Origin of the sequence: Acinetobacter sedimenti, from assembly GCF_022601685.1 — a bacterium.
GTDB lineage: Bacteria > Pseudomonadota > Gammaproteobacteria > Pseudomonadales > Moraxellaceae > Acinetobacter > Acinetobacter sedimenti.
In genome coordinates this window covers 1-21604 of sequence record NZ_JAKUML010000012.1, presented here as the reverse complement: position 1 = coordinate 21604, position 21604 = coordinate 1, and the positions used below count along the sequence as shown (strand labels likewise).

The window sequence follows — 21604 nt, the reverse complement described above, 5'->3', positions numbered from 1 at the left end:
CTATCGCTTCATATTCGCTGTAAAATCGAGCATTCGATCGAGTGGTAATTTTGCGCGAACACGCAATGCCTCATCAACAAAAATCTGTTGATCTTTATGTTGTAGCACATGCAAAATCGCATCGAGCTCGTTCATCGCCATCCACGGACAATGCGCACAAGAACGACAAGTTGCACCCTCTCCTGCTGTTGGTGCTTCGATTAACTCTTTATCAGGTGCAGCTTGTTGCATCTTATAGAAAATGCCCCGATCTGTCGCAACGATCATCTGCTTATGTGGCAAAGTTTGTGCAGCTTTGATCAACTGACTGGTACTACCCACTGCATCTGCAATATCAATCACCGATTCAGGCGATTCAGGATGCACTAAAACCGCCGCATCAGGGTACAATGCTTTCATTTGCGCAATACCACGTGCTCGGAACTCTTCATGCACAATACATGAACCATCCCACAGTAACATTTCCGCACCTGTTTTCTTTTGGATATAACGACCAAGATGTTGATCAGGTGCCCAAATAATTTTCTCACCCTGACTATCTATGTGTTCAATGATTTCGACTGCACAGCTCGACGTCACTACCCAATCCGCACGTGCTTTCACCGCTGCCGAAGTATTGGCATACACCACCACGGTATGATCGGGATGCGCATCGCAAAACCTGGAGAACTCATCAATCGGACAACCAAGATCCAAAGAGCACGTTGCCTCTAATGTTGGCATTAACACTGTTTTATTCGGTGAAAGAATTTTTGAGGTTTCCCCCATAAATTTCACGCCTGCAACTACCAAAGTCGTTGCAGGATGATCACGTCCAAAGCGTGCCATTTCTAATGAATCAGAAACACAACCGCCTGTCAGCTCTGCAAGCTCTTGAATTTCGGGATCACAATAATAATGCGCTACAAGCACAGCATCTTGCTGTTTGAGCTCTTCTGCGATCAAAGCAAATTTATGCTGTTTTTCTTCTGACGAGAGAATGTGTTCTTTGGGTTGTCCCAGTTGATCCAAATGTTGCTCTACGATTTTTTTCGCATCATTGGCAATCAGACTTTCGGTCATCGAGGTATCAATCCTATAAAATGGCGAGTGATCACTAAACTGATATTCAGACAGAAGCTGTAAATATCAAAGCACACTTGGCTTAGGCTTTTCAGGGTTATTCCAAACAAAATTATATGAAGCAGTAAAAAACCACGACAAAATGAAAATGAAGCATAGCATAAATCAGTAAAACTGGACTGACTAATAGCGATGCTTCAGACCCACTACTCAAGATATGATGTGTATTTACACAATTTCAAGTTAAACCGCTGAAATACAACTTGTATGATATGCAACGGTGAGGGTGATTAAGAACGATAATCCGCATTGATCTTGACATAGTCGTAGGAGAAGTCACATGTATACACCGTATCTTGTGCTATGCCGCGACCTAGATCAACACGAATAGTAATCTCTTGTTGTTGCATCACCGCCGCACCCATTTCTTCTCGATAGTCTGGATTTGCACCGCCATCTAAACAGATTTGCACATCGTCAAGCCACACTTGCACTTTCGAGCTATCCAGATTTGGCACGCCTGCTTTACCAATCGCCATCACGATACGACCCCAGTTTGGATCGGCAGCAAACAATGCGGTTTTAATCAGTGGTGACTCCGCAATGCTATAGGCTACATCACAACATTCTTGAGTTTCACTTCCGCCTTCAACTTTGACAGTGATAAACTTGGTTGCACCTTCACCATCACGAATGATCAACTGCGCCAAACGAAGCATAATCCGTGACAGCACCTCAAGAACGACTTGATAACGTGAGTCAGTTTCAGATTGAATCTGTGCACCACCCGCTTGACCTGTGGCAATGAAAATACATGAGTCATTGGTCGAGGTATCGCCGTCTACAGTGATACGGTTAAACGACTGCTCGACTGTCGTGGATAAAAGCTTCTGCACAAGCACTTGGCTAATCGGTGCATCGGTTGCTACAAAGCTCAGCATGGTCGCCATGTTCGGACGAATCATCCCTGCACCCTTGCTGATACCTGTCATTGAGTAAGTCACACCATCCAACTCAAACTGCTCAGAGGCACCTTTTGGTGTCGTATCTGTGGTCATGATGCCATAGGCTGCATCTTCCCAACTGTCCGCATTCAAACTATTTAATGCAGGCTGTACACCTTGAAGCATGCGCTCAATCGGCAACTGCTCACCGATCACACCTGTAGAGAAAGGCAAAATCTGATTTGGCTGAACACCTGATAATTCCGCAAGTTTTTCACAGGTTTTCTGTGCATTCTCTAAACCTACCTGACCTGTTGCCGCATTGGCATTGCCTGTATTAATAATCAAGTAACGGATGGAATTTTCTAATAAATGCTTTTTGCATAAAATCACAGGCGCAGCGGCAAAGGCACTTTGGGTAAATACACCCGCGACACTAGCACCTTCAGCAATCTCAAAGATAACCATATCTCGACGATTGGCATAGCGTACATAAGCCTCACTACTTCCGATCGTTAAACCTGCAATAGAATGCATTTTTGGAAAAGACACGTCACCAACTGCCATGAGATTGACCTTAAAAATATGATATTTGAGAAATTGGATATACAGCGAAAAGTGTTAGATGCTTTGCTGACATTGATAGATTACAGGGTAATCTTCAATTTTGATAGTATGATCGAGCATCAAGCTTTTGAGCGTGGCAGTTTGCTCACTTTCAATCCAAAGTAAGCCGTGCTCAGGCTGTAAGCCTTGTTCACTACTATAATATTTTTGGCTTTTATCAGGTGCATCAAAGCGTGTTAACTCAAATAGCTGATCAGACACTTCAATGCGAATCGTTTGCTCATCGAGCTGTTGCTTTTTGATTTGCACTTGCTCATCACATTGATAATGCAAACTATCTACTTGTGGCTGTGCATTTTCAAGCACAGTGTTCTGCTGACATGCGCTAAGTATCACACCAACACATATCAACAAAACTTTCAGCTGACTCACACGATCACCAATGGCAGGTTATTGTGCATCTGTCTGAGCAGATGTTGTCGCTACCGTTTGTGTTTCAGGAGCAACTGGACTGGCTGGTGCTTGCACTGGCGTTGGCTGTATGCCTGCCAAATCTAATAGTTTTTGTTTTGCTTGTTGCTGACTTTCTGATGAAATCATCGGGTTTGTCGCTTGAATGCGATCTACATTTTGGGCGGTAACGGGTTTCAGCCCTTCCGTTTGGAAAATAATTTTGCGGTTTGAAGGATTACTTACAGAATAACGCATTCCAGTTCGAGGGCTGACAAATACTGTATTTTCACGGTCTTGTGTCGCATGTACATTTGGCAAGCTTGTCGCTGATTGTACTGTTGCAGCTTTGACAGTCATTGATGGCGATGTTGTCGCCTCCTCAATTGACGGCGCAACATTTGCAGTCACAGCATCAGCACTCGTTTGCTCATCAAACTGAACCGTAGGCACACTGACTGGAACAGTCATTGTCGTATCCGCTGTAGTATTGGCGACTGGCTCATTGGCGAAGCTCGTCATACTTACTGGTAAAATAACAACCAAACTGGTCAACAGGGTATTTAATTTCATACTTTTAAGTTTCATGCTTTTTAATTTCATGGATAAACCTTTTAATTCATCTTGCAAAGTCTTTAACTTGTATTGCAAAGTCATCGCTCTTCACTTGAGCATCTTTCACTTTGGTTTCTCATCTCAGTACATACACGCTTTCCACTCAAAGCACTTTTTGAGTTTTTGAAAAACCGAACATCGTATAGCGGACTAAAATTCTACGCCTTATTAAACACGAAAAAGGTAGCTACGTGAGCTACCTTTTTGTTAAAAAAGATTAAATCTTTCCGTGACACTGTTTATATTTTAATCCTGAACCACAAGGACAAGGCGCATTTCGGCTTGAAGGTGGCTTTATCTCAAGTTGCCCAGATGCACCTCGTGACAAGGTTACACCACCTTGTGTATCTGCATCTTCGGTAACTTCACCTGTAATGCCATCAACTTCGTTATGCTCAAAGCTGAGCGCCATCTCTCTCGCTTGTTGCTGTTGTTGTGCTTCAAGCTCAACAACTTCTTCAGGACTTGGAATATGCACACGAGATAGGTCAGTGACAACATCGGTCTTGATCACACCGAGCATATTTACAAAAAGGTTAAAGGCTTCTTTTTTATACTCTTGCTCAGGATTCTTCTGTGCATAACCACGCAAATGAATCCCTTGACGTAGATAGTCCATCGCAGCCAAATGATCTTTCCAATGCTTATCTAAAGATTGAAGCATAAAATGACGTTCAAGCATTGCCGCTGAATCTGCTTCCATCAAGCTACGACGATGTTGATAACGTGCAAGCACTTCATCGGTGATACGCTCAATCAAACCTTCTTCATCAAGACGGCGATTAACCTTAAGCCAATGACTGATAGGTAAAGTAATACCTAGATCTTTGCGTAGCGCATCTTCAAGCCCATCAATATTCCATTGGTCATGAATCGACTCAGGTGGAATGAAGTTAGCAATCATGGCTTTGACCACATCACGGTGCATGTCTTCAATACCGTCTTGTAGACTTGGCTCAGACAACACTTCATCACGTTGTGAGTAAATGATCTTACGTTGCTCATTATTCACATCATCATATTTGAGCAAGTTTTTACGGATATCGAAGTTACGTGATTCGACTTTGCGCTGTGCATTTTCGATTGAGCGAGAAACCATTTTGTGTTCAATCGCTTCATCTTCTTTTAAGCCCATACCTCGCATCATCGCAACCACACGATCACCCGCAAAGATACGCATCAAATCATCTTCAAGCGACAAGTAAAAACGTGATACACCTGGATCGCCTTGACGACCCGCACGACCACGTAGCTGATTGTCAATACGACGTGATTCGTGACGCTCAGAACCAATGATGTGTAGACCACCTGACTCAAGGACTGCTTTATTGTTCTCACGCCATTCTGCGAACAGACGCTGTTCGTCATCTTCAGTGTGATTTTCAATATGTTCTAACTTGGCACGCCAGTTACCACCAAGCAAAATATCCGTACCACGACCTGCCATATTGGTGGCAATGGTCACTGAATTTGGGCTACCTGCTTGGGCAATAATGTCTGCTTCACGCTCATGCTGTTTTGCATTTAATACTTCGTGGCGAATACCCGCTTGGTTTAATTTTTCAGATAAAATTTCACTGGCTTCGATGGTCGCTGTACCAATCAAAATCGGCGCAACACCTGACTCACGCACACGAGTGATCTCTTGGATAATGGCGTTATATTTGCCATCTTTAGTCAGATAAATCAGATCGTTTTGGTCATTACGAATCATTGGACGGTGCGTCGGAATGATCACCACATCTAGACCATAAATTTCTTTCATTTCCGCCGCTTCAGTATCGGCTGTACCTGTCATACCAGAGAGTTTACGATATAGGCGGAAATAGTTTTGGAAAGTCGTGGTCGCCATGGTTTGGTTTTCAGGTTGAACTTCCAAACCTTCTTTGGCTTCTACCGCTTGATGCAAACCTTCTGACCAACGACGACCTGGCATGGTACGACCAGTATTTTCATCGACGATAATCACTTCTTGCTTTTGCGAAGTTGGATTCAGACCGATGATGTAATGTACGTTACGCTGATAGAGATAATGCGCACGAATCGCAGCGGTTGCATGATGCAATAGATTTAAATTACTTGCAGAATATAGACTATCGCCTGCTTCTAATAAGCCCAGCTTGATTAGTTCATCTTCAATGGTTTCGAAACCCACTTCGGTAATTTCGATCTGACGTTGTTTTTCATCGATCCAAAAATGTCCGCCATCGGGTACTTTTTCTTCTTTTTGTGCATGAAGCTTCGGCGGAATGTTATTGATCATCATATAAAGCTGTGATGAATCTTCACTCTGACCAGAAATGATGAGTGGTGTACGTGCTTCATCAATCAGGATCGAATCGACCTCATCGATGATGGCATAGTGCAAGCCACGTTGCTTCTTCTCTTCCAGTGAAAACACCATGTTGTCACGAAGATAATCAAAGCCAAATTCGTTATTCGTCCCGTAGGTAATATCCGACTGATACGCTTGAAACTTTTCGCTTGGCGCTTGCATCGAGTAAATCGTACCGACTGTAAGCCCTAAGAACTCAAACAATGGACGGTTCAATTCCGCATCACGTTGTGCCAAGTAATCATTCACGGTAATCACATGCACGCCGTTGCCACTCAAAGCATTGAGATAACACGCCAGCGTTGCCATTAAGGTTTTACCCTCACCTGTACGCATCTCGGCAATTTTACCTTCATGCAAGGTGACACCACCGATCAACTGCACATCATAATGGCGCATACCCATGACACGCTTCGACGCCTCGCGACACACCGCAAACGCTTCAGGCATCAGCTTATTCAAACTATCGCCATTTTTAAAACGTTCTTTAAATTCTTGGGTTTTTGCAGTTAAGCCTGCATCGCTAAGACTGGATATCGACGGTTCGAGTGCGTTCACTTGTTCTACGATTTTACGCATTCTTTTGAGCTCTCGCTCATTTTTTGTACCGAAGATACCTCCGACCAGACTTGCCAACATGTATAAACTCTCTGTCTCTGTTCAAGTTGTCTTTAACTATTAAGGTGCTTAGTTCCTTGTGCAATCAATACGATTTTCACCGAATCAACCCAAACAACCTGTCTAGAAAATCAATATAATTTTAAGAAAAACCTATTCATCGGATATTATGAGGACTGAAATGACAAGTACAAGGGGTTTTCACATTTTTTCATCGACTTTTTTGATAACTACAAAATATCGATGATGATTTATAGCTTACAAAATGCTACATCAGCGAATCATCAATACAAACTCTCGACAAGCATAGAGCGATCAATAGCTTAAAAAGTGTTATGAAATTTTCTGATAACCAAATGCAAAAACTTCACTTTGCATTGAAAAGTATTCGGTGCATATTATGATTGATCTATCAGATCGTTTCTGTGCATTTCATCGATTCGTACAGAGTGATTTGATATAGATTTGAAAAGCAACAAACAATAGAGGACAGAAAAAATGAGTTTACGTCTTGGCGACACCGCACCTGATTTCCAACAAGATTCGAACGAAGGGCAAATCAGTTTTTATGATTATCTCGGCGATGGTTGGGGGGTTTTGTTCTCACACCCTGCGGACTACACGCCTGTCTGCACCACTGAGCTTGGCTTTACCGCAAAGCTCAAAGACGAATTTGCCAAGCGTAGTGTCAAAGCGATTGCGCTTTCAGTCGATGACGTTGAGTCGCACAAAGGCTGGATTAATGACATCAACGAAACACAAAATACCACAGTGAACTTCCCAATCTTAGCAGATGCAGATCGTAAAGTATCAGAGCTATATGGTTTCATTCACCCAAACGCAAGCGAAACAGCGACTGTACGCTCATTGGTGATTATCGACCCGAACAAAAAAGTACGGTTGATCATCACCTACCCTGCTTCGACTGGACGTAACTTTAACGAAGTGCTTCGTGTGATTGATTCATTGCAATTGACCGACAACTACAAAGTCGCTACTCCTGCCAACTGGCAAGATGGTGATGATGTGGTGATTGTGCCATCGATCAAAGATGAAGCAGAAATCAAAGAACGCTTCCCGAAAGGCTACAAAGCTGTTAAGCCGTATTTGCGTCTAACGCCACAGCCGAATAAGGACTAAATTTAACGTTTTTTTGTAAAGTTGAAATACAAAAATGGCGCAATCAATGCGCCATTTTTAATACTCATTTTGCGTGATGAACATTAAACTTATTTACAATTTTTCTGTCAGCAGTTAACCCTGCTCTAAAATCACGCCTGCTGCTTTTGCGGCACGTGTACCGCCCATGAGCACCACATATTCACGTGAATCATCGAAGCTTTCGAGCAGTTCTGCGGCACGAGGTGCTTTGCTCCCACCACCACACAAGATATAGACTGGTGTACCCGTTGGCACGTTTTGTAGTTGCTGGGCATCAATATTGTCGATAGGTTGATTGACCGCCCCAGGCAAATGACCTTCGGCAAAAGATTTTGAATCACGTACATCCCAAATAATCGCACCTTCTGGATATTCAAAGGTGGTAATTTCTTGCTTGCGGATCATTCTTACTCCATTAGCACTTGGCAAAAACAGAAAACCCCCTTAGCATCTCAATATTATTTCGTGTTGTAAAGGTCTATTGTTATGCCATCTTTTGATATTGTTTCCGAGTTGGAAATTTTTGAAGTGAACCACGCTGTACAGAATACACAAAAAGAAATTGCCACCCGTTTTGACTTCCGTGGACAAGATGTTTCGATTGAGTTGAATGAAAAATCGAAAGAGATCAAAATCTCTACAGAAAGCGACTTTCAGTGTGAGCAAGTCTATTCGATGCTTGAAAATCACTTCTTCAAACGTAAAGTCGATATCCAAGCACTCGACCCGCAAAAAGCGGCCGCTTCAGGGAAAAACTTTGTACAAGTGATCAAACTCAAAGATGGCCTTGACTCGGATACCGCAAAAAAAATTAACAAAGCCATTAAAGAAAGTGGCATCAAAGTGCAATCTTCGATTCAAGGTGACAAGATTCGTGTCACTGATAAGAAACGTGACACCTTGCAAAGCCTGATGGCGTTCTTGCGTGAAGAGCAATTTGGCGTACCTTTGCAATTCAATAACTTCAAGGACTAATCGACTACGTTTTTCGCTTAATCTGAAAAGCTTTTAATTCTTCCATTATTTACAGGTGTAACATGGCTAAAAACAATCGCCTTTATAAAGTCGTCCAAGCGACCAGTAAACTTCCGAAGGCACTTCGCACGACGATTTGGAGCAAAACTTTTGGTCGTATCGTACCGATGGTCGGCACGGCAAATATTCGCTACCTCGAAGTGAGTAAAGAAAAAGTCGTGGTGCGCATCGAAAACCATCGCAATATGCAAAACCACATCAAGGGCGTGCATGCTGCGGCGATGGCGCTTTTGGCAGAAACCGCAACAGGTTTTGTCACAGGTTTGAATGTGCCTGACGATCGAATTTTGTTGATCAAAACTTTGCAGGTGGATTATCTCAAAGTTGCTTCAGGTGGTTTAACAGCAACGGCAACTTTAAGCGCTGAGCAACAGCAATTCATCTTGGATAATGACAAAGCATCGTTAGAAATCCCGATCTCTGTGGTTGATGATTCTGGTCAATCGCCGATCGAATGCAAAATGGTTTGGGCATGGCTACCTAAAAAGAAAAAAATAGCTTAATTGCGCCATTTTTCACAAGTAAAATACTTGTTTCAAAGCGTCCACAATTGGGCGCTTTTTTATATTTTTAGACGTTTATTAATTTCTGCAATTTGATGCACTTTGTCATTAAAGGACAGTGAAAAACTCAATTGTCCTATAACTACATGTATCCTTCGATATTGTCACTTTTTGCCAATTGATCCGTTGTTTTTCGCCAAAGATCATGTGCCGTTTTTTTCTATACTCAATTTAACGCTGATGTTTTGAACAAAGTTTCACCGACTTTTCGAAGCATCTATATCTCGTTTTCTGACAAATCCTGCTGTCTGTTTTGACCCATTGATTTGCCAAGTGATAAAAAAATTATTCGGAATTCTCTCATGACTACGCTTTCAGTTCGCAATCTGATTACCGAAACAATGAACTTAAAGAAACATATTAAAGTTTCGGATTATGCCAATCGTTCTGCAATTCCAATTCGTCATTTGCAGATCGGATTCCAAGGTCGTGAGATCAACATTGAGTTTTATCGCAACAATGAATTTGCCACAATCTTCTTTGCTACGTTATCGGTATTTTTGACTTATGGTGAAGATTTGGTGATTGAAACAGCTCGCCATCACCGTGACCAATTGAAAGATCCAATTTTAAAACAACGTGTCACTTCCCTAATCGGTCAAGAGGCTTTGCATTCAAAACTGCATAACGAATTTAACGATGCAATTGCCGATCAGGCGATTAATTATCCTGTGAAGCTATACCGTTTTTTAGGTGAGCAATTTTTTGATCATATTTTCTTAAAATTTCCTCAACCGTTGAAGCTCTCTTTAATGGCAGGCATTGAGCATTTTACCGCTGTACTGGCGGAATACATGATGGAACATGAAGAAGCATTCTATGCGACCGACGATGCCAAAACACGAGCGATGTGGATGTGGCACATGCTCGAAGAATCTGAGCACAAAGATGTGGCTTACGATGTTTATCAAACTTTAAATGGTAATTATCCACTGCGTATTAGCGGGTTCTTTTTGGCGTACTTCACCATTCTAGGCTTGATTCCATTTGCGACACTTTTTGTTCCTGCACTGCGTAAACCAAAAGCCATGTTGACGCCTAAATTTTGGAAAGATGCTCGACGTGGTGTCCGCCTGATCTTTAGTCCAAAAGACGGTGTATTCGGTAGTACGCAAAACAAAATTTGGGATTATCTCCGCCCATCATTCCATCCAAATGATTATGACAACTCTGCACATTTGGCCTATTTCGAGAAAAAATTACTCGAAGAAGGTGGCGCACTTGCACCGTATTTCGTCAAGCAATTTATTCCGCCTGTGCGCAACTAAGCAAATCCTATTTAAAAAGTTTTAGAGTAAATGTGAATGAGTATTTTTAAGAAAAAAACCAAGCCAAGTCAAAATGCTTTTGCAGTGGTGACTGGTGCAGGCAGTGGTATCGGACGTAGCTTTGCATTAGATCTCGCAAAGCGTGGTGGAACGATACTATGTGCAGATATCAATCTTGCATCAGCAGAAGAAACGGTTGATCTGATCGAAAGTCTGGGCGCAAAAGCATTTACCTATCAATGTGATGTCGGTCAGGCAGAACAAGTGATGAAAATGGCGGATGAAGCGGAACGCTTATTCGGTCAAGCGCCTACGCTGATCATTAACAATGCAGGCGTTGGCTTAGGCGGTAAGTTTGATGAAGTCAGCCTAGAGGATTGGCAATGGTGTATGAACGTCAATCTATGGGGCGTGATTCACGGCTGTCATGCTTTTGTGCCGAAATTTAAGAAATCGGGTAAAGGTGCAATTATCAATGTGGCATCGGCGGCATCCTATACCGCAGCGCCTGAGATGAGTGCCTACAATGTGACGAAGGCAGGTGTTTTAGCACTCTCAGAAACTTTGTCTTCTGAACTGCGTCCTTTTGACATCAAGGTCAATGTACTCTGCCCTACGCTTGTGCCAACCAATATCATCAAAAATGGTCGCTTGGACAATCGCTACTCCAAACTTGCTGATCATGCCTTGATGAATTATGCGTTCACTACTAGCGATGCTGTGGCAAAACTGACATTAGATCGTTTGGACAAGGGCGAGCTGTACACCATTCCTCAGATTGATGCCAAAGTGTTTTGGTCAATGAAACGTACTTCGCCGACCATGTACAACAAGTTTGTTGGCTTTTCTTACCAGTTTTTAAAATAATTTTGTGAATGATTTTCAGACCTTAGATTGCAAGACATCATCTTAGACTCTAAGTACAAAATGACCTAAATAGGTAGACTCCTCATGACAGCTAAAGCAAAAAATACTTCGCAAAGCAAAAAAATTACTCCCTCTCACATCTACGACACCTTTGTGGTTGGTGCAGGGATTTCAGGGATTGCCGCAGCGATTCGCTTGGAAAAAGCAGGATTAAACAATTACAAAGTGATTGAACGTGCCAGCGAAGTTGGCGGGACTTGGCGTGACAATCGCTACCCTGGTTGTGGCTGTGATGTGCCATCTGCGCTGTATTCTTATTCATTTGCACCCAGTGCGAAATGGAATTATCTATTCGCAAAACAGCCTGAGATTTTGAACTATTTGACTGAAGTCAGTAAAAACTTCGATGTGCGCAAAAACATTCAGTTTGATACCGAACTACTTAGTGCAAAATGGGATGATGAAACGCATCTTTGGACACTTGAAACCAATCAAGGAACATATCAAAGCAAAACTGCAATCTTTGCCACAGGTCCCATCACCGAGCCACAGATTCCCCAATTGGATGGTTTAGACGGCTTCACTGGAGAAATGTTCCACTCGGCACGTTGGAATCATGATTATGATCTGACAGGTAAACGTATTGCCGTCATTGGTACAGGCGCATCAGCGATTCAGTTTGTCCCACAAATCCAACCATTGGCTAAAGAATTATTTGTCTTTCAGCGCACGGCACCGTGGGTTGTACCGAAGCCCGATATGCCTCTTGGTGATTTTAGTAAATCGTTGATTGCCAAATATCCTGCGATACAGCGCAATTGGCGCAAAACCGTTGCACAATCTTTAAATCTGATTAACTTTGGACTGCGCAATCCGACATTTTTAAAACCTGTCGATGCCTTGTTTAAACAAGTGCTGAAACAGCAGATTGACGATCCTGTATTACTGAAAAATGTCATGCCGAACTTTACCATTGGCTGTAAACGTCTATTGTTCGCAAACAACTATTACCCTGCACTTGCACAAGACAACACGACTTTAATTCCGCACGGTTTGGTCAAAGTTGAAGGCAATACCGTGATCGCATCCAATGGTGAGCGTCATGAAGTCGATGTGATTATTTGGGGGACTGGCTTTGAAGTGTCGCATCCGCCGATTGGCAAACGTGTGCAAAATGATCAAGGGCAGATTTTGTCAGAGCTGTGGAAAAATAGCTCACCTGAAGCCTATCTCGGCACAAGTCTTGAACATGTGCCAAACGCATTCTTGATGCTTGGCCCAAATGTTTTGGTGTATGACTCATTCATTGGATTGGCAGAAGCACAGCTTGATTATGTGATTGATGGTTTAAAGCAGTTCAAAGACAAATCCATCAGCAAGTTTTCGATCAAATCTCATGTGATTCGTAACCACAATGATCTCGTGCAAAAGCACATTCAGAAAACTGTGTTTAATAGCGGTGGATGTAAGAGCTACTATTTGGATGAAAATGGTCGTAACTTTGCTGCATGGCCGTGGTCATTGAAAAAGCTTAGACAACGCTTATCCAAACTTGATCTGAATGAATATGACGTACAGTATCAACAGGCTGACACTGCAACGAAAGCAACAAGCTCGAAAAAACTCGCCGTCGTTTAAATATCCGAGCTTAAAAAAACAGCCAATCATTAAGATTGGCTGTTTTGCATCATTGATTTGTTGACTAAAAATAAAGTTTAGGCTTTCCCTTTATCCGCATAGACTTTTTTAATCTCATCAGGAATCGGACGCTTGCGACCATCTTTATCCAGTGCCACAAAAGTAAATGTCCCTTCTGTGACTTTAGTTGAAACTTCACGATGTGGCGTGGTGCTCCATACCTCAATATGCACTTGCATCGATGTATTGCCAATACGTAGCGTATCGGTATAGCAACTGATGACGTCGCCAACTTTCACAGGCACGAGAAATGTCATCTCATGAATAGAAATCGTGGCACAACGTCCATTACTAATACGCTCTGAATGAATCGCCCCTGCCAAATCCATCTGTGAAACCAACCATCCACCAAAGACATCACCACTCCAATTGGTATCGGCAGGCATGGCAATGGTTTGTAGAGAAAGTGTGCCTTGTGGCTGTTCTGTGTCGAGCACGGTTTGCATAATTTACCTTTGCCAATCTAAAACTAAGCGCAATTATACAACAATCCTGATCATTCAGTTGGTTTGAGCACAGATCAAGTGTTGCTGTAAATCATATTTATTGCTGAAATTAGCGACTAAAGTGCTTTTAAATGCGATACTAACCACGACTGCATTTGCCCTGCATTCATTGCACCAGCTGAGCGTGCAACTTGTGTGGTTTGTTTAAATAGAATCAAACTCGGAATACTGCGAATCTGAAAAAACTGACTAAGTCGTGGCGACGCTTCGGTATCGACTTTGGCAAATTGCACCGTTTTAAATTCCCCTGCCAATCGCTGAAAAGTCGGCGCCATTGACTTACAAGGCCCACACCACTCCGCCCAAAAATCCACCAATACAGGAAGCTCGGTATTCGGCACATATAGCATAAAATTATCATCATTCAAGGTGATCGGCTGATTCGACCACAGATCATGATCACATTGTCCACACTGCGCTTCATACACAGCAATGTCATCAGGCAAATTATTCTTTTTAAAACAACTTGGGCAGACCACGATCATGGAAACGCTCCTTTTTTAAGTGACCTTTAGCACTGCAAAATTAAAAAATGATTTTTATACAATCGTTTGGAATGTACATGTTACAGTGCAAATCTACGCATTCATCGCAATTATCCTATCATGAACTTAATGTGGTTTCGCACCGATCTTCGGCTACATGATAATACCGCTTTGCATTTCGCACAAAAAGATAGCGACTGCATTGCGCTATTTATCATCAGTCCCAAACAGTGGAAATTTCACGACGATGCAGATTGCAAAGTCGATTTTTGGTTGCGTCAATTACAACAGCTCTGTCAGGATTTGGATGACCTGAATATTCCGTTACTCATTCGCACATGTGAATTGTGGGAGGATTTCACCGATACGATTTTTGAGCTTTGTGAACAGCACAATATTCAAAAAGTCCATTGCAATCAGGAATATGGATTCAATGAAATGCAACGTGATCAAGCCGTTGCTAAAAAACTATCAAAGCAAGATATTGACTTTGAAGCACATCACGATCGTTTGTTATTCCCAGTCGGTTCAATCAAAAATCAATCCAATGAATATTACAAAGTTTTTGGCGCATTTAAAAAAGTCTGTTATGAACGCTTAGACCATCTGCAACACCATTTACCAATCTATCCAAAACCGAAAAAGCAAAATAAGTTAAAAATTGCATCCGATACAGTCCCTCATAGCGTTGATGGCTTTGCTCCTATACCGCAATCACGACAGAATAAATGGCAAGTCGGTGAAACTGAAGCTTGGCACCGCCTAGATACGTTCATAGACCAACACATCAACCAATATCACATCGAGCGTGATTTCCCTGCATTCGACTCAACCAGTCAACTATCGACCTATTTAAATGCAGGGCTATTATCGATTCGACAATGTTTAAAAGCTGCACAGATCAACACCGATGGCGACCTCCTTTCAGGCAATGAAGGTGTGCGCATTTGGCTGGATGAGTTGCTTTGGCGTGAGTTTTATAGCCATCTTTTATATGGCTTCCCTAAACTCAGCCAACATCAACCGTTTAAAGAAGAAACCATTCATATCGCTTGGCGAGATAATGACTCTGATTTGCGTTCATGGCAAAATGGCGAAACAGGCTTTCCGATCATTGATGCAGCGATGCGACAACTAAAACATACAGGCTGGATGCACAATCGACTACGCATGATCGTGGCGATGTTTTTGACCAAAAACTTGCTGATTGATTGGCGGTCGGGAGAACAATGGTTTATGCAACATCTGATTGATGGCGATCTCGCAGCAAACAATGGTGGTTGGCAATGGAGCGCATCGACGGGTACCGATAGCGTGCCTTACTTTCGGATTTTTAATCCGATCACCCAATCCAAAAAATTCGATCCGCATGGCGAATTTATTCGAGCTTGGCTTCCCGAGCTTGCTCATTTGGATGAAAAAGCCATACATGAGCCGTATAAGTCTGCTAAAAAATCATCTGAAGAAATAGATACGCTTGATTATCCAAAACCAATTGTTGATTTAAAACAAAGCCGTCAACGGGCATTAGATGCGTTTAAAAATCTTTAACTTGGACAACTTTTACTTAGAACTTTGATGCTAATTATTGAATTTTAAAGCTCAACTTTTGGCAACTCAAGCCACTGCGCTTGAGGAAACATCGTAATCATTTTCTGCTGTAAATACTGTCGTGTATCCTGTGCAATCACCTGATCTTGTGCATCGTGAATGGCATTAAACACAATGCTGTGTAGCGATACTGCAAACTGCTTTAGTGCATACAGACTCAGCAAAGTATGGTTAATACTGCCCAAGCGCCCTGAGGTCACAAGGATGACAGGATAATTGTGCTGTGCGACATAGTCGATAGTGAGTAGATCGGTGGTCAGTGGCACCATCAGACCACCTGCGCCTTCAAGCAAAACCACATTATAACGTTCCGCCAACACTTGCGTTGCAGAAGTAATTTTATCTAAATCTAAGCTTTTATTTTCAAGGCGTGTGGCGAGATGTGGCGATGCAGGATATTTGAATATTTGCGGTGCGGTGAGTCCTTCGGAATCCTCTGGAAAACCATTTTTTTGCATCAATTGACGATGTTTGGCGATGTCTTCAGAAAATCCGTTGTTGCCTGTTTGCACCAATTTTTGCGTGATGATAGATACGCCTTGGTCAAGCAATTGCTTAGCGAGTATGCCAGTTGCGACAGTTTTGCCAATATCGGTATCAATACCACTGATAAAATAGATGCCTTTTTGCAGATTCAACATGATTTATAACTTTCCTAAAAGTGCTTCAAGTTGCAACCACTGCAAATCCGCATGCAAACAAATCCGTACCCTTGCCGTACCTTGTGCCACCGTCGGCGGACGGATCGGTAGTACATAAAATCCTGCATCTTGCATCTGCATCGCCTTATCCACAGCAGTTTGGTTTTCACCGTAGATCACAGGAATGATATGGCTTTGCGTCGGACAGCTTAGCCCACGATTGATGACTTCATCCTTCAGTTTGGCACTGATATTTAACAGATTTTTACGTCGTTCAGACATACTCATCATGCGCTGAAAAATAAAATTCGTCCACGCCATATTGATCGGTGCTTGGGCGGTGGAGAAGATCAGCGAACGCATTTTATTAATTAAAAATTCACGGATCACCTGATCACAAATCAGATAACCACCGATCGAGGCTAGAGCTTTGCCAAATGTCCCAACCAGAAAATCAACTTCAGCGATACATGCCTGCGCCTCTGCACAGCCCAAACCACGCTCGCCATAGACACCGATGGCATGTGCCTCATCGACATAGAGCATGACTTTTGCATATTTCTGTTTAAAAGCAACCAGTTGCTTTAAATCCGTCACATCACCGTCCATGCTAAAGACACTTTCAGTGACGATGATGATTTTATCAATCGCCTCATTATCCATCGCCGTAATCAGTAACTGTTCAAGTTCAGTGAGGTTTTGATGGGCATAACGCTGTTTTTGCGACTTGGTGAGTCGAATCCCATCAATGATACTGGCGTGAATGAGTTCATCGGAAATGATCAGGGTTTTGGCATCGCACAGCGCAGGCAAGATGCCGATATTCATGTGATAGCCACTATTAAACAGCAAACTCGAGCGCCCAAAGGCTTGGCTGAGATTCGCTTCAAGCTGTGTATATTCTTCAAAATTCCCTGTGAGTAACCGTGACGATGAACTGGTAAAGTGTTGTTTTTCTATCGGATAAGTATCGAGAAATTCCGTTTTTAATTCCACATTTTCTGCCAAGCCCAAATAGTCGTTAGAGCTGAGATTGAGCATGCGTTTGCCATTCAGATGAATAAATTGTCCATCTCGCTCAATCTGTTTAAAGAAGCGATAATTCCCCTGCGCCTTCAGTTGATCAAGCGTATCGGCATAAGACTGATAAAGTGGATTCACGTGAAGCATACCTGAATGTGAACAATTAAAATTAAAAGGAAATTTATTCCGCAGTTTCTTTGACTATCGTCTGAACTGCTTCAAGCAAAGTCTGCAACTCCGCCTGAGAAATAATGTACGGTGGCATGATGTATACCAAATTACCGAATGGTCGAATCCACACACCAAGCTCGATGCAACGCTGTTGAATCTGTGCCATATCAACTGGATTTTTCATTTCTACCACGCCGATTGCACCAAGCACTCGCACATCTGCGACTTGGCTAAGCGATTTTAAAGGATTTAAAGCCGAAGCGATCCGACTCTCGATCTGCGCAATCTTGCCTTGCCAATCCTGCGCCAACAGCACTTGGATAGATTTCAATGCCACAGCGCACGCCAAGGGATTTGCCATAAAGGTCGGACCATGCATAAAGGCGCTTGGTTTGCCTTGACTAATAACCTCTGCGACATGATCTGTGGTTAGCGTCGCCGATAGCGTCATATAGCCACCTGTTAAGGCCTTGCCGATACACATGATGTCTGCTTGCACATCGGCATGTTCACTTGCAAATAATTTTCCTGTACGGCCAAAACCTGTGGCAATCTCATCAACGATCAACAGTACATCATACTGTTTGCACAACTTCGCCGCTTGACGCAGATATTCAGGATGATAAATGCGCATTCCGCCTGCACCTTGTACGATCGGCTCGATAATCATGGCGGCAATGCTCTCGTGATGCACCTGCAACATCTGTGCTAAAGGCTCAATATCATCAGGACACCATTCTCCTGAAAAACTAGATTGTGGCGCAGGGACAAAAATACGCTGTGGCAAACTACTGCCGAAAATATGGTGCATGCCTGTTACAGGATCGCACACCGACATGGCATTCCACGTGTCGCCGTGATAGCCTGAACGTGTGGTAATAAAATTCGTCTTCGTCGCCTTACTTTTTGCAACCCAAAATTGAATTGCCATTTTTAAGGCAACTTCAACCGCCACAGAACCCGAGTCCGCATAAAAAATCTTTTGAAAATGCTTCGGCACAATCGCCAAAAGTTGTTTTCCTAAATCAATCGCAGGCTGATGGGTCAGTCCACCAAACATCACATGCGACATTTTTTTCAGTTGCACTTCCACCGCTTGATTTAGTTCAGGATGATTGTAGCCATGAATCACACACCACCACGATGACATACCATCAATCAGACGCTCACCACTTTCTAGCTCAATATACACGCCGTCTGCCGAACGCACTTGATAGGTCGGTAGCGGATCAATCATTGAGGTATAGGGATGCCACAGATGTTGGCGATCAAATGGGTCAGTCATTGGCAACCAAGTTGAAAAAAATAAAGATTAAAATTTCGGAAACAGTGTGCCACATTTTGAAACGCACTCAATGGCAAAATGCACTCAATCACAAAATCTACGCTGTGGTAAAATCCATGCAGTAGCAAAATCTACCCAATATGAACAGCAGTGCCATTTGATAAATTAAACTGATCGGCTAAACTCAGAAATCGTGATTTCTCTAAAAATGTCCTTCGAGCAAAACCTATGAGTCAATCTGCAAATTCGGCGCAATCATCTGTCAATTGTTTCCGTTTTCCCATCCGTGTCTATATCGAAGATACTGATGCAGGTGGCATCGTCTACCATGCCAATCACATTCGCTATATGGAGCGTACCCGTACCGAATGGCTTCGTGCGTCTGAGTTTGAACATTATTGGCATCAGCAAGATTATAACTTCGTCGTACACGAGATTTCGGTGAAATACCATCGACCAATTTTAATGGATGATTTACTGACTGTTACAGCACGTGTAATTTCTTGCAAATCCGTATCATTTTCCTTGCAACAAGAAATTTACCGTGATGAAATACTGCTTGCTTCGGGACTTGTCACCATCGCTTGTCTATCAAAGGATATGCGACCTCGCAAACTTCCTGAAGCGTTGAAGGAAATGATTCTTGAACAGCTTGCTTTGGAACAGCAATCACTGCAAAAAGCACAGCGATAGTCATCGTAAAACTGATTTAAAACTTTTTTGGTCAAATAGATTATGCCAACCGAAACACTACCAACCACAGCGACCGCACATTCTTTAAATGTCATGGATTTGATTTTAGGCGCAGGGATCATCGTGCAATTGGTGATGCTCGGCTTGTTATTGGCATCCATCTTCAGTTGGTATCTCATCGCCAAGCTCTATATCAGCTTTAAAAATGCCAATAAACAAGATCAACAGTTTGAAAAAGTCTTTTGGTCAGGCGCAGAACTTCCGACTTTATTTAAAAATGCACAAACCAAAGCCAACCGTGCAGGTTTGGAAAACGTCTTCCATGACGGCTATAGCGAATTTAATAAGCTGAATAAGCGTAAGGCCTCACTTGCCCAATCTTTAGAAGGTACAGAGCGTATTTTGCGTGTCAGCCTTTCTCGTGAACAAGCAGGCTTGGAGCATGGTCTAGGCACCTTAGCCAGTATCGGTTCGGTTGCACCTTATGTCGGCTTATTCGGTACGGTATGGGGCATCATGACTGCATTTATCGGATTATCGACTGCCGAGCAAGTCACGCTTGCCACGGTTGCGCCAGGTATTGCAGAGGCGTTGATTGCAACAGCGATTGGTCTATTTGCAGCGATTCCTGCGGTATTGGCATTCAACCATTTCACCTCAAAAAGTGAAGGTTTGTACGAAGAACGTGCTTTATTTGCCGAAGAAATGACTGCACGCTTGCAACGTCAATCGCTTGCACCTGAGCTTGAAGATTAATCCGCTGAGTTGAGAAGTTAAATCATGTCACGTTCAACGAGCCGTTTTGCACGCATTAAAAAACCACTGAAAAGTGAAATGAACGTCGTTCCATACATCGACGTGATGTTAGTGCTGTTGGTGATATTCATGGTCACTGCCCCAATGATTACCAGTAAAGTCAATGTCGATCTGCCCAAAGTCAATGGACAAGATCAAAGCAGTAATAGCAATGATGCTACGCTCTACACCGTCAGTATTGATAAAGCAGGTCAATTACAGCTTCAAGTACAAAGTGATGACCCAAAACCAATGAGTTTGTCTGAGATCGAAACTACGCTGACCTCTGCCCTTGCACAAGATGAAAATATCAATGTCATGGTTGCAGGCGATCAATCCATTGCTTATGGTGAAGTGATGAAGCTGATGTCAGATTTGCAACAAGCAGGACTTGATCAAGTCGGACTGGTCACTCAACCGCTAAAATAGTTCTGCCATTTTCGTCAACCTATAGCGTTTAATGAAGTTTGTAAGAAAGTAGAAAATATGCGTCGTCAACCTGAGTTTAAACAAAAGCCACTTGCTATTGCCTTTACCGTCGGTATTCATGCCGTGGTATTGGTCGGCTTGGCTTTTTTTGCTGACGCACCACTCCCTGAACCACCAAAACCATTAAAAACCGTTCTAATTACGCCTGAACAGCTCAAACTGTTACAACAAGACAAACCATTTCAAGAGCTCACCGAAGCACCGACTGAGAACATCTCAGAAATTACCGAAGCACCTGAAGTCGCTGAAACGCCTGAAGAAGTCAATCCAGTACCAACACCAATTCAGCCGAAAGAAAAACCTGTCGAAGATACTCGTCAGAAACAGCTAGAACAAAAACAACAAGAGCAAAAACAGCGAGAGAGAGAACAGCAAGCGCAAAAGCAACTTGAGCAAAAGCAACGTCAAGAAGCTGATCGTCAGGAAAAACAGCGCCAAGAAGCCTTAGAAAAACAGCGCCAAGCGGATGCAAAGAAAAAATCTGACGCTGAGGCAAAACGTAAAGCTGACGCAGACGCCAAGAAAAAGGCTGATGCTGAGGCAAAAGCGAAGGCTGATGCCGAAGCCAAGAAAAAAGCCGATGCAGAGGCAAAGCGCAAAGCTGATGCTGATGCAAAGAAAAAAGCGGATGCTGAAGCAAAACGTAAAGCCGACGCTGATGCCAAGAAAAAAGCGGATGCCGAAGCAAAACGCAAAGCTGATGCCGAAGCCAAGAAAAAAGC

Annotated in this window: 22 protein-coding genes; 11 read left to right on the top strand and 11 right to left on the bottom strand. The window is 42.8% G+C overall.

Annotated features, from left to right (window positions below; genetic code table 11):
- The 5 genes from nadA to secA form a co-directional block, all read right to left on the bottom strand.
- Positions 1 to 1062, bottom strand: coding sequence for a quinolinate synthase NadA (gene nadA, locus MKI79_RS08460; protein ID WP_241572054.1), 1062 nt, complete (start codon positions 1060 to 1062; stop codon positions 1 to 3).
- A 290-nt stretch (positions 1063 to 1352) separates the two neighbouring features.
- Complete coding sequence (gene argJ, locus MKI79_RS08455; RefSeq protein WP_241572050.1) at positions 1353 to 2573, bottom strand: bifunctional glutamate N-acetyltransferase/amino-acid acetyltransferase ArgJ; 1221 nt, start codon at positions 2571 to 2573, stop codon at positions 1353 to 1355.
- Between the two features lie 54 nt (positions 2574 to 2627).
- Complete coding sequence (locus tag MKI79_RS08450) at positions 2628 to 3005, bottom strand: hypothetical protein (RefSeq protein WP_241572047.1); 378 nt, start codon at positions 3003 to 3005, stop codon at positions 2628 to 2630.
- A gap of 18 nt (positions 3006 to 3023) precedes the next feature.
- Positions 3024 to 3680, bottom strand: a complete 657-nt coding sequence (locus MKI79_RS08445) for a hypothetical protein (protein WP_241572045.1) — start codon at positions 3678 to 3680, stop codon at positions 3024 to 3026.
- A gap of 175 nt (positions 3681 to 3855) precedes the next feature.
- Entirely contained in the window at positions 3856 to 6612 is a 2757-nt protein-coding gene (gene secA, locus MKI79_RS08440; protein ID WP_241572043.1) for a preprotein translocase subunit SecA, read from the bottom strand.
- Positions 6613 to 7089: 477 nt separating this feature from the next.
- On the opposite strand from secA, the gene MKI79_RS08435 reads away from it, so the two are divergent.
- Positions 7090 to 7731 (top strand): peroxiredoxin, encoded by a 642-nt coding sequence (locus MKI79_RS08435; protein ID WP_241572042.1) that lies wholly within the window; start codon positions 7090 to 7092, stop codon positions 7729 to 7731.
- A 114-nt stretch (positions 7732 to 7845) separates the two neighbouring features.
- On the opposite strand, the gene MKI79_RS08430 is transcribed toward MKI79_RS08435, so the two are convergent.
- A complete protein-coding gene (locus MKI79_RS08430) occupies positions 7846 to 8157 on the bottom strand; it encodes a rhodanese-like domain-containing protein (protein ID WP_241572040.1) in 312 nt (103 codons plus the stop codon).
- An 81-nt stretch (positions 8158 to 8238) separates the two neighbouring features.
- On the opposite strand from MKI79_RS08430, the gene MKI79_RS08425 reads away from it, so the two are divergent.
- From MKI79_RS08425 to MKI79_RS08405, 5 genes are all read left to right on the top strand, one after another.
- Entirely contained in the window at positions 8239 to 8727 is a 489-nt protein-coding gene (locus MKI79_RS08425) for a YajQ family cyclic di-GMP-binding protein (RefSeq protein ID WP_241572039.1), read from the top strand.
- A gap of 62 nt (positions 8728 to 8789) precedes the next feature.
- Positions 8790 to 9290: a DUF4442 domain-containing protein gene (locus tag MKI79_RS08420; protein ID WP_241572037.1), complete on the top strand. Its 501-nt coding sequence runs from the start codon at positions 8790 to 8792 to the stop codon at positions 9288 to 9290.
- A gap of 401 nt (positions 9291 to 9691) precedes the next feature.
- Positions 9692 to 10618, top strand: coding sequence for a metal-dependent hydrolase (locus tag MKI79_RS08415; RefSeq protein ID WP_407651610.1), 927 nt, complete (start codon positions 9692 to 9694; stop codon positions 10616 to 10618).
- A gap of 36 nt (positions 10619 to 10654) precedes the next feature.
- Entirely contained in the window at positions 10655 to 11485 is an 831-nt protein-coding gene (locus MKI79_RS08410; RefSeq protein ID WP_241572036.1) for an SDR family NAD(P)-dependent oxidoreductase, read from the top strand.
- Positions 11486 to 11569: 84 nt separating this feature from the next.
- Positions 11570 to 13123, top strand: coding sequence for a flavin-containing monooxygenase (locus MKI79_RS08405; RefSeq protein ID WP_241572034.1), 1554 nt, complete (start codon positions 11570 to 11572; stop codon positions 13121 to 13123).
- A 77-nt stretch (positions 13124 to 13200) separates the two neighbouring features.
- Here MKI79_RS08405 and MKI79_RS08400 read toward each other — a convergent pair whose 3' ends face one another.
- Entirely contained in the window at positions 13201 to 13629 is a 429-nt protein-coding gene (locus MKI79_RS08400) for an acyl-CoA thioesterase (protein WP_407651605.1), read from the bottom strand.
- Positions 13630 to 13745: 116 nt separating this feature from the next.
- Complete coding sequence (gene trxC / locus MKI79_RS08395; protein WP_241572030.1) at positions 13746 to 14174, bottom strand: thioredoxin TrxC; 429 nt, start codon at positions 14172 to 14174, stop codon at positions 13746 to 13748.
- 120 nt (positions 14175 to 14294) lie between these two features.
- Here trxC and phrB point away from each other — a divergent pair, with 120 nt between their 5' ends.
- On the top strand, positions 14295 to 15725 hold the full coding sequence (phrB, locus tag MKI79_RS08390; protein WP_241572025.1) for a deoxyribodipyrimidine photo-lyase: 1431 nt from the start codon (positions 14295 to 14297) through the stop codon (positions 15723 to 15725).
- A gap of 44 nt (positions 15726 to 15769) precedes the next feature.
- On the opposite strand, the gene bioD is transcribed toward phrB, so the two are convergent.
- From bioD to bioA, 3 genes are read right to left on the bottom strand one after another with little or no spacing between them, the layout of a single operon-like run.
- Positions 15770 to 16417 carry a dethiobiotin synthase gene (gene bioD / locus MKI79_RS08385; protein WP_407651609.1) on the bottom strand — a complete coding sequence of 216 codons (648 nt, stop codon included), beginning with the start codon at positions 16415 to 16417 and terminating at the stop codon, positions 15770 to 15772.
- Between the two features lie 12 nt (positions 16418 to 16429).
- Positions 16430 to 17587 carry an aminotransferase class I/II-fold pyridoxal phosphate-dependent enzyme gene (locus tag MKI79_RS08380; RefSeq protein WP_241572019.1) on the bottom strand — a complete coding sequence of 386 codons (1158 nt, stop codon included), beginning with the start codon at positions 17585 to 17587 and terminating at the stop codon, positions 16430 to 16432.
- Positions 17588 to 17630: 43 nt separating this feature from the next.
- Entirely contained in the window at positions 17631 to 18905 is a 1275-nt protein-coding gene (bioA, locus tag MKI79_RS08375; RefSeq protein ID WP_241572015.1) for an adenosylmethionine--8-amino-7-oxononanoate transaminase, read from the bottom strand.
- 228 nt (positions 18906 to 19133) lie between these two features.
- Here bioA and ybgC point away from each other — a divergent pair, with 228 nt between their 5' ends.
- From ybgC to tolA, 4 genes are all read left to right on the top strand, one after another.
- Positions 19134 to 19598: a tol-pal system-associated acyl-CoA thioesterase gene (ybgC, locus tag MKI79_RS08370; RefSeq protein ID WP_241572013.1), complete on the top strand. Its 465-nt coding sequence runs from the start codon at positions 19134 to 19136 to the stop codon at positions 19596 to 19598.
- 42 nt (positions 19599 to 19640) lie between these two features.
- The gene (gene tolQ / locus MKI79_RS08365; protein ID WP_241572010.1) at positions 19641 to 20354 is read left to right on the top strand and encodes a protein TolQ; all 714 of its coding nucleotides are present in this window, start codon (positions 19641 to 19643) and stop codon (positions 20352 to 20354) included.
- Between the two features lie 24 nt (positions 20355 to 20378).
- Complete coding sequence (tolR, locus tag MKI79_RS08360) at positions 20379 to 20822, top strand: protein TolR (protein WP_241572008.1); 444 nt, start codon at positions 20379 to 20381, stop codon at positions 20820 to 20822.
- A gap of 57 nt (positions 20823 to 20879) precedes the next feature.
- Positions 20880 to 21604 (top strand): cell envelope integrity protein TolA (gene tolA, locus MKI79_RS08355; RefSeq protein WP_241572005.1); only part of this gene is annotated, 725 nt, incomplete at its 3' end.

Excerpts from the sequence above, each read along its gene's own strand:
- nadA (WP_241572054.1), bottom strand. The coding sequence starts at position 1,062 with ATGACCGAAAGTCTGATTGCCAATGATGCGAAAAAAATCGTAGAGCAA.
- argJ (WP_241572050.1), bottom strand. The coding sequence starts at position 2,573 with ATGGCAGTTGGTGACGTGTCTTTTCCAAAAATGCATTCTATTGCAGGT.
- MKI79_RS08445 (WP_241572045.1), bottom strand. The coding sequence starts at position 3,680 with ATGACTTTGCAATACAAGTTAAAGACTTTGCAAGATGAATTAAAAGGT.
- secA (WP_241572043.1), bottom strand. The coding sequence starts at position 6,612 with ATGTTGGCAAGTCTGGTCGGAGGTATCTTCGGTACAAAAAATGAGCGA.
- MKI79_RS08435 (WP_241572042.1), top strand. The coding sequence starts at position 7,090 with ATGAGTTTACGTCTTGGCGACACCGCACCTGATTTCCAACAAGATTCG.
- MKI79_RS08430 (WP_241572040.1), bottom strand. The coding sequence starts at position 8,157 with ATGATCCGCAAGCAAGAAATTACCACCTTTGAATATCCAGAAGGTGCG.
- MKI79_RS08425 (WP_241572039.1), top strand. The coding sequence starts at position 8,239 with ATGCCATCTTTTGATATTGTTTCCGAGTTGGAAATTTTTGAAGTGAAC.
- MKI79_RS08420 (WP_241572037.1), top strand. The coding sequence starts at position 8,790 with ATGGCTAAAAACAATCGCCTTTATAAAGTCGTCCAAGCGACCAGTAAA.
- MKI79_RS08415 (WP_407651610.1), top strand. The coding sequence starts at position 9,692 with ATGAACTTAAAGAAACATATTAAAGTTTCGGATTATGCCAATCGTTCT.
- MKI79_RS08410 (WP_241572036.1), top strand. The coding sequence starts at position 10,655 with ATGAGTATTTTTAAGAAAAAAACCAAGCCAAGTCAAAATGCTTTTGCA.
- MKI79_RS08405 (WP_241572034.1), top strand. The coding sequence starts at position 11,570 with ATGACAGCTAAAGCAAAAAATACTTCGCAAAGCAAAAAAATTACTCCC.
- MKI79_RS08400 (WP_407651605.1), bottom strand. The coding sequence starts at position 13,629 with ATGCAAACCGTGCTCGACACAGAACAGCCACAAGGCACACTTTCTCTA.
- trxC (WP_241572030.1), bottom strand. The coding sequence starts at position 14,174 with ATGATCGTGGTCTGCCCAAGTTGTTTTAAAAAGAATAATTTGCCTGAT.
- phrB (WP_241572025.1), top strand. The coding sequence starts at position 14,295 with ATGAACTTAATGTGGTTTCGCACCGATCTTCGGCTACATGATAATACC.
- bioA (WP_241572015.1), bottom strand. The coding sequence starts at position 18,905 with ATGACTGACCCATTTGATCGCCAACATCTGTGGCATCCCTATACCTCA.
- ybgC (WP_241572013.1), top strand. The coding sequence starts at position 19,134 with ATGAGTCAATCTGCAAATTCGGCGCAATCATCTGTCAATTGTTTCCGT.
- tolQ (WP_241572010.1), top strand. The coding sequence starts at position 19,641 with ATGCCAACCGAAACACTACCAACCACAGCGACCGCACATTCTTTAAAT.
- tolR (WP_241572008.1), top strand. The coding sequence starts at position 20,379 with ATGTCACGTTCAACGAGCCGTTTTGCACGCATTAAAAAACCACTGAAA.